Origin of the sequence: Vitiosangium sp. GDMCC 1.1324, from assembly GCF_003044305.1 — a bacterium.
Lineage (GTDB): Bacteria > Myxococcota > Myxococcia > Myxococcales > Myxococcaceae > Archangium.
In genome coordinates, this window is the sequence record NZ_PZOX01000003.1 from 273848 (window position 1) to 287156 (window position 13309).

The 13309-nt window shown below is 62.9% G+C and carries 9 protein-coding genes; 4 read left to right on the forward strand and 5 right to left on the reverse strand.

Annotation, left to right across the window (positions count from 1 at the left end; translation table 11 throughout):
* Nucleotides 1-79 precede the first annotated feature (79 nt).
* On the forward strand, nucleotides 80-1318 hold the full coding sequence (locus DAT35_RS09665; RefSeq protein ID WP_158501633.1) for a carbohydrate porin: 1239 nt from the start codon (nucleotides 80-82) through the stop codon (nucleotides 1316-1318).
* 200 nt (nucleotides 1319-1518) lie between these two features.
* Here DAT35_RS09665 and DAT35_RS09670 read toward each other — a convergent pair whose 3' ends face one another.
* The gene (locus tag DAT35_RS09670; RefSeq protein WP_108066651.1) at nucleotides 1519-2394 is read right to left on the reverse strand and encodes a pectate lyase; all 876 of its coding nucleotides are present in this window, start codon (nucleotides 2392-2394) and stop codon (nucleotides 1519-1521) included.
* A 323-nt stretch (nucleotides 2395-2717) separates the two neighbouring features.
* Between DAT35_RS09670 and DAT35_RS09675 the strand changes: the two genes are divergently transcribed.
* Nucleotides 2718-5780 carry a X2-like carbohydrate binding domain-containing protein gene (locus tag DAT35_RS09675; protein ID WP_233261390.1) on the forward strand — a complete coding sequence of 1021 codons (3063 nt, stop codon included), beginning with the start codon at nucleotides 2718-2720 and terminating at the stop codon, nucleotides 5778-5780.
* A gap of 36 nt (nucleotides 5781-5816) precedes the next feature.
* Here the strand turns inward: DAT35_RS09675 and DAT35_RS09680 are convergent, their stop codons facing one another.
* On the reverse strand, nucleotides 5817-6950 hold the full coding sequence (locus DAT35_RS09680; RefSeq protein ID WP_199242856.1) for an alpha/beta hydrolase: 1134 nt from the start codon (nucleotides 6948-6950) through the stop codon (nucleotides 5817-5819).
* Nucleotides 6951-7158: 208 nt separating this feature from the next.
* On the opposite strand from DAT35_RS09680, the gene DAT35_RS09685 reads away from it, so the two are divergent.
* Nucleotides 7159-7890 carry a class I SAM-dependent methyltransferase gene (locus tag DAT35_RS09685; RefSeq protein ID WP_199242857.1) on the forward strand — a complete coding sequence of 244 codons (732 nt, stop codon included), beginning with the start codon at nucleotides 7159-7161 and terminating at the stop codon, nucleotides 7888-7890.
* A 331-nt stretch (nucleotides 7891-8221) separates the two neighbouring features.
* Here the strand turns inward: DAT35_RS09685 and DAT35_RS09690 are convergent, their stop codons facing one another.
* Genes DAT35_RS09690 through ercA form a run of 3 tightly spaced genes read right to left on the reverse strand, consistent with a single transcriptional unit; the run spans nucleotide 8222 to nucleotide 11651 of the window.
* Complete coding sequence (locus tag DAT35_RS09690) at nucleotides 8222-9097, reverse strand: GIY-YIG nuclease family protein (protein WP_108066654.1); 876 nt, start codon at nucleotides 9095-9097, stop codon at nucleotides 8222-8224.
* Nucleotides 9098-9157: 60 nt separating this feature from the next.
* Entirely contained in the window at nucleotides 9158-10504 is a 1347-nt protein-coding gene (locus tag DAT35_RS09695) for a HAMP domain-containing sensor histidine kinase (RefSeq protein WP_108066655.1), read from the reverse strand.
* Nucleotides 10488-11651, reverse strand: a complete 1164-nt coding sequence (gene ercA / locus DAT35_RS09700) for an alcohol dehydrogenase-like regulatory protein ErcA (protein ID WP_108066656.1) — start codon at nucleotides 11649-11651, stop codon at nucleotides 10488-10490. Before ercA ends, DAT35_RS09695 begins: the two co-directional genes overlap by 17 nt.
* Before the next feature lie 676 nt (nucleotides 11652-12327).
* Between ercA and DAT35_RS58060 the strand changes: the two genes are divergently transcribed.
* Nucleotides 12328-13299 (forward strand): hypothetical protein, encoded by a 972-nt coding sequence (locus DAT35_RS58060; RefSeq protein WP_146209652.1) that lies wholly within the window; start codon nucleotides 12328-12330, stop codon nucleotides 13297-13299.
* Nucleotides 13300-13309: the final 10 nt, after the last annotated feature.

Here is a 13309-nt window from a genome sequence, read left to right on the forward strand (position 1 = left end):
GGCTGGGGGCTCTTCCCTTGAATCCACTCCATTGCTCTTGTCGCACCCAACACCCACAACACCAGTGAGGAGAACCCCGTTGACGAATAAAGCTCTGCTCGCAGCCATCACCGCCACCTGTGCCGCTGTGACAGCCCATGCCGACCCGCTCCCCATCCCCATCACCTTCTCGGGCTACTTCCGCGCCGGAATCGGCATCAACGCCCGAGGCGGCACGCAAGTGTGCGCCGGCCTGCCCGGTGCCGACACCAAATGGCGCCTGGGCAACGAGTGCGACTACGTGATCGAGCCGAACCTCAGTGCCAAGCTCGCCTCGTTTGAGGGCTCTGACTGGCATGTGCACTTCATGCCCGGAGTCTATCGCGCGTGGGGAGGCAAGGAGTTCCAAACCTACGCCACGCCCGGTGGTGACGTCTTCCCGAATAGCGGTACGGACGAGCTCGTGGCCCGCTTCGGCCAGGTCTATGGCTACGGGACCAACATCTCGGCGCTTCGCAATGGCAAGCTCTGGGCGGGCCGGCGCTACTACAACCGCCTGCAGACCGGCATCAACGACCAGTTCCTGGAAATCAACGATGGCGATGGTGCGGGCATCGAAGACATGGACGTGGTCGTGGGCAAGCTCAGCATCGCCGCCATGCTGAACCCACGCGGGAGCGCCAACAACAACCGCGTCACCGTGCCCGTACGATTGACCGGCATCAAGGACCTGCCCAGTGGCGAGCTCGCCCTGTACGTCACTCCGTCCATGCAGCTCAAGAGCACGGACCAGTCGACCAACGAGACACCGGCCGAGGAACCCTATGGGCTGGCCGTGGGTGTGTACCAGACCCTGAACGGGGTCCTGTTCGGTGGCAACACGCTCGTCGGCTTGAAGATGGACTGGTTTGGTACCACGCGTAACAGCCGCGTCGTGCTTCAGCAGTCAGCCACCCTGGGTGGGACCGTCATCGAGGGACTGGCCGAGTACCGCATCAAGAAGGCAGCCAACAATGGCGGCAACAAGTGGTTTGGCATCGGAGTCCGCTCCGACTCGCACATTGCCGGTCCCTTCCGCCTGCTGGCCGAAGCAGGTCACGACATGGTCGTGCCGGATGACGGTTCGCGCACTCGCAACATGACCAAGCTCACCCTGGCAGCGGCGGCGTCCGCGGGTGATCAGGCAGGCTCCCGTCCGACGATCCGCCTGTTCGTCACGCATGCCATCTGGGACGAGGCAGCTCGCGTGAGCTTTGACCCGAGCTCGCGTCTGGCTCAGGTTTACGGCGACCAGACCATGGGCACCACGGTTGGCCTCCAGGCTGAAGCCTGGTGGTGAGCCGGCCCGGACGCGGCGCACGCCTTCGCTCGGCGCCGAATCCATGATTGACAGGGCATTCGAGTGCCCAGGGGACCGAACGGATTGACGGTCCCCCTGCTTCCGGGGCCTGAGCCCAGGACGAGTCGAGGTGCCGCTGCCAGGATGCGATGTTCTGGAGGGCAGCGGCACGGCGCAGGTCAACGATGTTGTCTCTGTCATCACCAGCTCAGCACGTCCGTCTTGAGCAGGTGGCAGGTCGCGGTATTCCACTGGCTCGCGCCGTCATTGACCTTCGTCGATTCGCCGTTGTGGTCGGTGACGCCGATGAACTCCGTGCAGATCTTCGGCTTGTCCTTCGAGGCGTTGTAGCCGCCCTTGACGAACAGGTTGGTGATCGTAACCGAGTCCCCGTAGTTCTGGTTCGCGCCCGCGACGGCCGACTTGACGCCCTCGACCAGGACGTTGTCGATGATGAGGTTGCGCGGCCCCCCGTTGTTCGTGCAGTCACCGCAGGCGCGCCAGAGCTTGCCGAAGTCGCTGATGTACGAATTCTTGATGATGGTCTTCGAATTACCCTTGGCGTTGTGCTGGAACACCTTGTCGCTGGCGTGCAGGGCAATCACGTGGTTGAGCGTCATCGTCGCCCCGTCCTTGCTGTTCGTCGCCGCGTCCTCGCAGACGTCCTCCCAGTAGACGTGGTCGAGCGTGCAGTTGCCCAGACAGACGATGCCATTACCGGCCGAGAGCCCTCCCGCGATGATGAGGTTCTTGACGGTGACGCCGTCCTCGACCTCGAACACCGTCTTCTGGTCTTCACCGTCGCACGAGGCGGTGTTGTTCACGCCAATCTTCTTGTTGGCGAAATCGTAGACATTCGAGCCGCCATTGGCGGCATTCTTCAACCGGGTCGTGCTGGTTCTGATCTCGCCAGAGCCATTGCTGGGCGTTGGGATCGTGGTCGAAATGGTCTCCAGTGCGCCGGCCTGCTCGCCCAGGAGCTCTTCTTCCGTCATCCCTCCGTTCAGGCACCCGGTTCCGAGGGCGCCCATTGCGAGCACCAGGGCAGGAGTACACAGGGTCTTGTGAATGCGCATGTCTCACATCTCCTTGTCTGTTTGGCGATTTGAGATCACACCGCGCCCAGCCAATTTCTCAGACGATGAGGCACACAGGGCTTTGGGCGAGGGGTGCTCGATTCGATGCGCTGTCTTTATAACTGGCCAAAGCCGGAAATCAATAAGAACATAGCTATTCCGTTTTCTCTGGCTTTTACATTTTATCAAGGTCACGCTGTCATGGCTGGATACCCTGCTGCCATTCACGGCCAATCCAGCATTTCCATCGCAGCACATCGCTGATGAAAGACATGACAGGGATGTCGTGTTCGCGCGTCACTCTGTCCGTGGGGGTCACAACCGTGCGTGAGAAACAGCTCAATAGATGCAGTACTGCTTTTCTGCTGTCCGTGGTCGTCAGCTCGATGCTGATGGGTATGGCCTCGAAAGCGCAAGCGGCGTCCAATGCCGCATACACCTGGCGCAACGTCGTCACGGGCGGTGGAGGCGGGTTCATACCGGGGATCGTCTTCAATACGAAAGAGAAGGACCTGATCTACGCGCGAACTGATATTGGCGGCGCGTACCGCTGGGATGCCGCAACATCCAGCTGGATTCCGCTCTCCGACTCGACGGGCTGGGTGGATTGGAACAAGAACGGTGTGGATGCGTTGGCGACCGACCCCGTCGAGCCGAATCGCGTCTATATGGCGACCGGCACCTATACGAACGATTGGGATACGAACGGCCAGATCATGCGTTCGACCAACAAGGGCGACACGTGGCAGGTGACGCCCCTCCCCTTCAAGGTCGGCGGTAACATGCCCGGACGCTCCATGGGGGAGCGTCTGGTAATTGATCCGAACAAGAACAACATCCTCTTCTACGGTGCGCGGAGCGGCAACGGGCTCTGGAAGAGCACGGACTACGGAGCCACCTGGACCAAGGTCAGCAACTTCCCCAACCCTGGAACCTATGTTCAAGACCCTACCAACTCCTACGGGAACGACATCGTCGGACTGGCCTGGATCACGTTCGACCCGCGCACGGGGACGGCCGGCAGCGCGACGCAGACCCTCTATGTCGGTGTAGCGGATAAAGAGAACAACGTGTTCCGCAGCACGGATGGCGGTGCCTCCTGGACGGCGATTCCCGGCCAGCCCGTCGGCTACCTGCCGCATCATGGAGAACTCTCCTCCAACGGTGACCTCTACATCTCCTATAGCAATGGCGTCGGCCCCTATGACGGCACCAAGGGAGACGTATGGAAATTCAATACAGGGACGGGCGTCTGGACGAACATCAGCCCCGTTCCGAGCAGCAGTTCCGACAACTATTATGGCTACGGCGGTCTTGCCGTCGATGCGCGGAACCCGAACACGGTCATGGTCGCCACAATGAACTCCTGGTGGCCGGATGCCATCCTCTTCCGGAGCAAGGACGGTGGTGCAACCTGGACCCGGATCTGGGACTGGGACGGATACCCGAGCCGGAAGCTCCGGTATACGCATGATATTTCTGGCGCTCCCTGGTTGACGCTGGGCATCGAGCCCATCCCGCCAACGCCCTCCCCCAAGCTGGGTTGGATGATTGGAGATCTCGAGATCGACCCGTTCAATTCCGACCGGATGATGTACGGAACGGGCGCGACCCTGTATGGCACGAACAACCTGACCGCCTGGGATACGGGCGGCACGGTGAAGCTCTCCGTCATGGCCAAGGGAATCGAGGAGACAGCCATCATGGAGTTGCTCAGTCCGCCGTCTGGCGCGCCGCTCCTCAGCGCGATGGGAGATATCTCCGGCTTCCGCCATGACGACCTGACGACACCGCCTTCCAAGACGATGTCCGTCCCGCAGTGGAGCACGACGTACGGCATCGACTACGCGGAGCTCAATCCGGGCTTCACGGTTCGCGTCGGAATGGCGGATTACTCGTCGGACTCCAACGCCAGGTCGGTCGGCCTCTCCCATGACGGAGGCGCGAACTGGTACAAGGCCAGCTCCGAACCGACAGGAACGAAAGGTGGAGGCACGGTGGCGGTCGCGGCTGACGGCAACTCCATTGTGTGGAGCACGTCGGACGTGGGGGTGTATTACTCGAAATCGGGCGGTAACGGGTGGACGGCCAGTGCCGGTATTCCGACGGGTGCGAAAATCGCGTCCGACCGGGTGAACCCGAACAAGTTCTACGCCTACTCGGCCGGCAGGTTCTATGTCAGCACCAACGGGGGCGCCACGTTCACCCTGACGGCAGCTGCGGGGCTTCCGAGCAGCGGAGCCGCTTCGCTCAAGGCCGTACCGGGCCGCGAAGGCGACGTCTGGTTCGCCGGCGGCAATGACAACCCCGGTCCCTACGGCCTGTGGCATTCAACCGATTCCGGCGCAACCTTCACGAAGCTGGCGAACGTGCAGGAGGCCGATGGGGTCGGTTTCGGGAAGGCGGCACCGGGACAGAGCTACATGGCGTTGTACGTCATCGCGAAGATCGACAACGTGCGCGGCTTCTTCCGCTCGGACGATGCGGGAGCCTCCTGGGTGAGGGTCAACGACGACCAGCATCAGTATGCGCGGGTCACGACCATCGCCGGAGATCCCAGGGTGTACGGCCGCGTGTATGTGGGGACGAATGGCCGCGGTATCGTTTACGGCGATCCGGCCGGAGGAGGAGGAGGGCCGGTCAATCAATCGACCATCAGCCCGACGAGCGCTTCTTTCGACAAGAAAACAGCCAATCAGGCTGACATCCTGGTGACGATGACGCTGAATGGGAACACGCTGAGCAGCATCACCCAAGGCTCGACGACACTCGTGGCCGGTACGGATTACATCGTCTCTGGCTCGACCGTGACCATCTCGAAGCTCTATCTGGCCAACCAGCCTGTCGGGACCACGAACCTGACCTTCAACTTCAGCGCGGGCACATCCCCCGTCCTGGCCGTCACGGTGGTTGATACGACGTCCGCGGGCTCGGGGAGTCTCAAGGTGCAGATGTACAATGGGTCTACCGCGGCGACCCTCAATACCATCAACCCCAGACTCAAGCTGGTCAATACGGGGACGACTCCTATCGCGCTCTCCAATGTCAAGATTCGTTATTACTATACGATTGATGGAGAGAAGGGTCAGAGCTTCTTCTGTGACTGGTCCCAGGTCGGCGGCTCGAATGTGACCGGAACCTTCGTCAAGATGACGACTCCGAAGCCCGATACCGATTATTACCTCGAGATCGGCTTCACCAGTGGAGCAGGCAGCCTCGCGGCAGGCCAGGGCATTGATATCCAGGTGAGATTCGCGAAGTCCGATTGGAGCAACTATACGCAGACGGGCGATTATTCCTTTGCCCCCACCGGCACGGCGTATTCGGACTGGACGAAAACAACCGGATACATCTCCGGCAGCCTCCAGTGGGGCCTCGAGCCCTGACGGAGCATTGACGCGCCTTCTCTGACGCCAGCGGCTCTATCGGGCGCTGGCGGGCGCGACATCGCCGGCGCGTTCGGCAATCGGGCGGGCATGGCGGATGAGTGAGAGCAACGCCTTGCCCGGCTCCTCGGCCATCAGTTCGTGCGCCGACTGCTCGAACCAGACGAGCTGCTTCGACGGCGCCTTGACGCTCGCGAACCACTCGGCGGCAACCGTCGCCGAGAGATTGTAGTCGTGACGTCCGAGGAACAGGATCAGCTGCGTCTTCAGCCGCTTCACATGCTGCAGGTCCGCCGTCAGTACCGCGGACAGGAGCCTCTCGACCGAGAGCTCCTGCGCCGTCCAGACCTGGCGCACCTCCTCGTCGGTGTAGTCAGGCGACAGATTCACCGCCGCGCCCTCGAAGCTCGCATCGGGACGCCGATAGGCGGCACCTCCGAAGAAATTGAGCCAGCGGCGCTGGAGCAGGATGTCCTTCACCGGCAACGGCTTCTCGCCAACGGCATAGGGCGCGATCGAGTCGAGGTCGCGGATCGCCTCTTCGTTCTTCGCCGCGCGCGCCTGTTCCATCGTCCAGGCCCAGCCGCGCCGCTCGCTCTCCCGCGCGTCGATGCCCTGGGCGACGCCGATATAGGCGTGGAGCCATTCGGGGTGCCTCTCCGCGAGGGTGAGCCCAAGGATGCTGCCCCAGCTATGGCCGAGGACGAAGATCTTCTCCTTGCCAAAGGTCTTGCGCGCCCATTTGACGAGCTCCTCGGCATCGGCATGCATCCGCTCGACCGTGAGCGTCGGGGCGACCGTGGCCGGATCGTTCGCGACATACGTCTTGCCCGCGCCGCGCTGGTCCCACTGGATGACGGTGAAGAATTCGTCCCAGCCGTGCGCGAAATACCAGCTCGTCGGCATCGCCACCCAACCGGGGCCGCCATGGAGCACGAGCAGCACCGGATTGCGCAGGTCGCGGCTGCGGACCGAGACCCATTGGTCGATGCCTCCGATGCGGAGCTTCTCGGTGCGCTCCAGCCCCTCGGGCGCCACGATCTTTCGGAGCTCCGCGATGATCTTCACGGCCTCGGCCCGGTCATGAGGGCCCGGCGCCTCCTGCGCCTGTGCCTGAATGCTCCCCAGAAGCAACACCGCCAGCGTCAGCCACGATCCTTTGCGCGCCATTACCCTCTCGATTCTGCTCGCGATGCCTGTGGGTACCACGAGCCCAATCGCCGAGCGAATGCCCGGCCGGTCATGGAAGCTCTGGCTCCGCGGGCGGGACCGGAATTTCCGCCGATCCAGCCTGAATCCCCGCTCTCCCATTCATCAAGGTCCCGACGCATCTTCAGGTCCAATCGCCTACCTCCAGCAGGCCTCCAGAGGACACGTCATGGCTCACGAACACCCCGCTCACTCCGTCCACCACATCGTGCCGGGCTTTGGCGCCGACCGAGCCGCCCACTACGACACCCAGGCGTCCGTCAACCTCGCCGGCAGCCAGGCGGCGTACGAGATCGGCACCAGCGCGCTGACTGCCCAACTCGACGGCCAGGACACGGCGTCGCTGCTCTTCGTGGGACTGGGCACGGGTGCGGAGTTGGTGCCCTACACCCGATTCGACGTACCGGGCTGGCGCTTCACGGGCGTGGATCCCTCCGACGCCATGCTCGCCGTCGCCCGCCAGCGCCTGGAGGCCGAGGGAATGCTCTCGCGCACACACCTGCACGTGGGCGAGCTGCACACCCTGCCTCCCGGACCCCCATTCGACGGCGCACAGATGATGGGGGTCCTGCACCATGTAGAGGGCGAGGAGGCCCGCCTCGAGCTGCTGCGAGAGGTGGCCCGGCGGCTCAAACCCGGAGCGCCCCTCGTCCTGGGCTGCCGCGTCGGCAAGGACCCCGAGCTGACGAACGTGGAGCTGCGGCGGTTGCGGGCGTATGGAGTGCCCCCGGACGCGCTGGAGCGTCGGCGTCAGCACTTCGCGGTGATGCGGCCCATCGAGTCCGATGCCGCCCTGTTCGCGATGTTCGCCCAGACCGGACTGGTGGCGCCGCGTCCGATCTTCGTCTCGCTGCAGTTCAAGGTCTTCCTCGCGCGCTTCGAGCCCGGAGCCGCGGGCTGAGACCCCGGGGTGGAGCCGTATGACCCAGGGACGGTTGCTCTCTACCTGCTCTTCCATGGGTGTTAGCTGGCGTGCATCGCTGGCGCTCTGCCCCACCTGCTGCGCCACTATCAGTTGCGTGTCCGCATCCACCGCCACCTGTGCGTTGTAGGACTGCTGGAAGTTGCCTCCCCGCGGCATGATTCTCGATTGCGGGTCGGTGAAGTTGTCCTGCGCCTTCTCGGAGGGCTTCGCCTCCTTCTCCAAGGCGCCTCGCAGCGCGCCTTGAAGTGGAGCGCCGCCTGACACGGATCGGCGAGGGCAAACCCAGTCGCCACAGGCACCTCCCTTGTTAGTTGGAGGGAACAGACTCCGCAGGTTCGACCTCAGCCTCACCGTCTGCTCTAGCACCCCTGCTCCCCTCCGACGCGTTGTATCCCGCCTGCCGAGTCAGCAGCACCTCCTTCCAGTGGTTCTCGCGCGCGATGACATCCTTTGGATCTGTTTGGATGTCGGCGATCTCTAGGATCGAGAACCAAAAGTGCTCTGCGCGCTTGATGCCCTCCGCTTGAACGAGCTCTTTGAGCATCTTGTTGTTGCCGTGGCCGTCGACGTATTGACTCCAGCGGCCCCAAATGCCACCGATCCCATAGGCGCTGCCCACGTAGAACTTGTTCGCTCCCGGATCGGTGATGATGTAGATGCCGGCGACGCTAGAGAGCGCGCCCCGCCATGTCGGTTCCTGCGTCCGCACGATGGTCTCGAGGTGACCGAAAGGCAGGCGGACATTTTTGAACCCGGCGAACTCTGAGACAGACATGCGTTGCGCCAAAAGCTCGGCAACTGACGCTGTGAGTGCTCTTTCCCCGTAGATGTAGGGCTGGCGGCCAGGACGCTCGAAGCGCACGATGAGGCGCCCGGCGAGCTCCCGGTACCCGTCCAGGAACTCCAAATTGTAGGAGAACCCTTCACCGTCTTGCACCGCATGCCCATGCTTCAGATAGCAGCCCACGAAGAGCCATCTGCAGTCGCCCGGAAGCTGGATGAGTGAGACGACGTGGTCGCGAGTGAAATTGCGCTGCTGCTGCCAGCTTTGCCACTTGTCGAATTCGCCAGAGTAGTAGACATCCAACGGGTTATCCGTCCCGTTGTGTGTGGCCAGGTGCACCTTGCAGTTCTCGGGAGTTACCCGGGTGCTGACTGCCTGGAGCATCTTGAAGAGATTCATGTCCCTACCTTCCTCCTAAAGGTTCTCGAGGATATCGGATCTGCCCCCACTGGAGGGAACTCACGAACCCTGGCGATGGGCAAGGGGCACAGGAGGGTAGCGGCGCTTCGTCTCCTCGAGGTCACTCCCAGAGTGGGATGCGCTCATCATCATCTCGCCGTCGGCCGGGCGAGGTGCGCGCTCGTGGTCAGTAGCCCCCCGGTCCGGTCTGGAGACGAGTGGCAGGGAGAAGGTGAAGGTCGTGCCTCTACCGTCCGCGGGTTCCAGACGCAGCTGCCCTCCCTGGAGCTCGGCGAGCTGGCGGGAAATGTAGAGACCCAGTCCGAGCCCCGGTGAGTCCTGTCCTACTTCCCTGAGGCGTCCGAATGGTGTGAAGAGCAGGGCACGTTGCTCCTCGGGGATGCCCGGCCCCTGGTCGCTCACCCACACGCGAGCAATCCCTTCCATCATCTCGAGACGGACCTCGACGGGAGCTCCTTCGCGTGAGTACTTGTCAGCGTTCTCCAGGAGATTCGAGAGCACTTGCACGACACGGGTGGTGTCCGCCTCGACGTACGCCGGCTCCGAAGGCAGTCGGAGACTGAAATGCCGGTCGGGCGCGCGGGTGCGGAAGTCCGTCACCACATCGGCCACGCTCGTTCGCAGGTCGATGTGCGTGGGCCTCATGACAATCCGATCGTGCTCAAGGCGGGAGACCTCGAGCAGATCCTCTACCAGGATGGCAAGCCGACGGGCCAGGCGGAGCATCCGGCTGAGCAGCTCGCCTCCGCAAGACTCCTGCCCGGTCCGCCGGGCCCCCTGCTGAAGCAGGAGCAGCAGGGAGGTGAGTGGGGTGCGAAGCTCATGGGACGCGATGCCGAGGAACTGTGCTTTCGCTCGAGCCGCTGCCTCCGCCTCCTCCTTCGCCCGACGGAGTTCCTGCTCGATTCTCATCCTCTCCGTGACATCGCGGGCGATGATGACCAGGTATTCGCGCTGGCCGAACGTATCCTGGCGGATGGAGAGCTCGAGCACTCGTTCTTCGCCCTCCCGCTCGAGCGACAGCAGCCCCGGGCCCGGCCTGGGCTCACTCTGGCTCGGATGGACGCACGCCTCGAGCACGCGCCACTCGTCCAAGGCAAAGAAGGATTCGAGCGGCTGGCAGAGCTGGGCGGTGCTGGAGGCACCGAGCATCCACAACCCCTTCCGGTTGGCATCCACGACGCGGAAGGTGGGCAACTCCGTGACGATGATGGCTTCCTGGGTCTCGTCGAGCAGGGTCCGGAAGCGGGCAAGTTCCGTGAGGTGCTCCTGCAGCATGCCGTAGTAGCTCTTGCGAATCGAGCGCTCACCGAGTCCGATGATGGCGTCTCGCAGGGACTCCCAGGTCACAGGCTCCTCTGGAGCTTCATCAAAAGGCTTGCTCATACAGCACCTCCACGTCGCGGAGTGTCAAGCGACGTGGGTTCGTGGCCATGCAGGGGTCCGCTAGGGCATTCCGAGCGAGGAAGGGAATATCGGAGCGAGAGACTCCCTTGTCCCGCAGTCTCAGCGCGAGGCCCGAGCTGCGCTTGAGTTGCCGGATCGCGGAGAGAAGGGCCTCCTTGCGCCTGCTCGGTGCGAGTCGGGTGGGCTCGAGCCCCATCCTCTCCGCGATGAGGTCGAAGCGCTCGGATGCCGCCTCGTAGTTGAAGGCCACCACGTGGTCGATGAGGAGGGTGTTTGCTTCACCGTGAGGGTTGTCGATGAGCCCCCCCAGGGCATGAGCCATGGCATGGACTGCACCGAGTGAGGTGTTCGAAAAGGCGAGCCCGGCCTCGAGGCTGCCTTCCATCAACTGATGGCGAGCAGCCTCGTTGAGGGGGCTTTCCATGGCCGCTGGCAGGTTGTTCCAGATGAGCGAGATGGCCGCGAGCGCATACACATCCGTGAGTTTCGAGTGAGCATTCGAGACGAAGGACTCAATCCCGTGCACGAAGGCATCCATGCCGCAGCAGGCGATGAGGAAGGGGGTGAGCGTCCTCGTGGTGTCGTAGTCGACGAGCGAGATATCGGGGACGATTGACTTGCTGATGATCGAGATCTTCAGACGACGGCTTGTGTCCGTGATGATCGCGAACTGGGAGACATCCGCCGAGCTCCCCGCGGTCGTCGGGACGCAGACGAGCGGAGGGATGGGCCTGGAGATCCGATCCACGCCCTCGAACGTGAGGATGTTCTCCTTGTTGGCCAGGACGATGCCAATTCCCTTCGTGCAATCCATGGGGCTCCCGCCCCCGACCGCCACGAGGGCGTCACAGTGCTCCTGCAGGTAGACCTGGACTCCTCGATGTACCTCTTGGGCCCGGGGGTTGGGGCTCACGTCCGAGAAGAGGTGGTAGCGCACCCCCTCTTGCTCCAGCGACGAGAAGACATCCCGAAGCCAGCCCGCCAGGACCACGCCGGGATCGGACACGACCAGAACCCGGGTCGCTCCGAGGTTGCGCGCATAGCGGCCGACCAGACATCTCGCTCCCGGGCCGTAGACGATCTCGGGCGCGACGAACTTTCGGAGCTCTGTACTGGTTGTCGTCATGAGCTCAATGGCTGGTTGCCCAGTCCAGCATCGGGCAAGCAACCCCCTTCCAGTAAATGTAGAGTCGGTGGTTGCCCCTGGGTAGGACCTGTCAGGGAGAAGCATGAAGGGAAGGAGGCCCAGTGGAGGGTGAGGGCTAGAGCAGCGGGGCCGAGGAAGGACGCCTTCACGTACGCCAGCAGCTTCGACGACGCGGGCTTCCGCGAGCTGTGCAGGCGTGTGCCCGGATGGGACTGCACGGCCTGTCCACCGGCCTGGAGCACAGCCCAGGTGGGCACCTGCCAAGCTCGCGATGCACAGCCTCGGGGCTGGGATGAAGCGGAAGAGGTGTGGAGCTCTGGCCGCACCGATGCGTCCGACAGCTCCGGGCCCACCGGAACTCGATGCTCGACTGACACGGGACAGCCACCCGGGTCCGGCGACCGTGCAGTCTACCGCCGCGCGCCGCGCTTCGTCGGGTCGCCCTTGGCGCGGTTCATCTCCACGGTGGAGGATAGGCACGACATGGAGGAGAATACGACCCCTCTGGCTCGACTCTCGGGACAGAGAAGCCGCTAACAACTGGACACAATGAACGCTGGCCGCATCCTCCTTCTCATTCAGGCTTCAGGGGACTCGTGGCGGCAAGCAGTATACTGAGCCCCCCTGCGTCCTCATCTCCCCGGAGGGCTCCATCATGCGTTCTGCACCTCTATTGGGCGACTCTGTCTTGGCCGCTTTCCTGCTTGTCGGTTGCGCCGCCCACCAGCAGGCAGGCGCACACTCACATGTGGGAACCAACGAGAGGCATGTCGATGTCTTGGTTGACGCCATAGACGTCGGTCAATCAACCAAGGCACTACCCACTCGGTTTGCGGATGCCTCTGGTCGCGCCAGGCCTGACCAGGTGCAACTCGCGATGGCGGGAACCTTGCCCAGCGGGCCAAGCCCGAAGTGCACCGAGATCTTGGGCAAGATCATGAGTTTTCTCTTTGGGTCGGCGACGAATATCCTCGGTGGTGTCACGCTCACCGGGATTGATATGCACCGTGGCTTGCTTGGGCGGCACGAAGACTTGCTGCAGGACAAAGAAAATCTCTACAACAAATACAGGTCGAAAAGCACCCCCCATCCCGACGGTAAAGGTTCCTGGGACGGCCATGTCGACCAATACAATGAGCAGCAGACCGGCCTCAGCAAGCTGCTCCAACAATGGAACAACCCCAGAAATGGCTGCAACGGCGATGGGGGATCAGGGCTCCCCCAAGAGAGGTTCCAAATCATTCAACTTGCTGCGATGTGGGCGGCTGAGCAAGCGCCGAGCCAGCCCAGGCCCAAGTCCGCACCGGCCGCTGCGTCAGTTGGGTTGTCCCCAGTTTCGGCCCCGGCTCCGGCACCTACTCTGAGCCTGGCTCCAGCACCGACAACTCAATCCAATGGACCGAGCACGGAAAGAATCGTGAAGGCACTCAAGATCCTTGGTGTTTCGACAGCGCTCGTGGTCATCGTCGCCGTTGCGGTTCTCGATCCCGAACCCGTCTCAAAGCTAACGCTTGCCGGCCTGTCCGTGCAGCAAGCTGCAACGCTACTGCTTCTCCTCGGCATCACGGCGGAGATAACAACAACGAATTTCCGACCGCCAGCACGTCGGCCTGCTCAAGGATCATGAGCACCCGTTT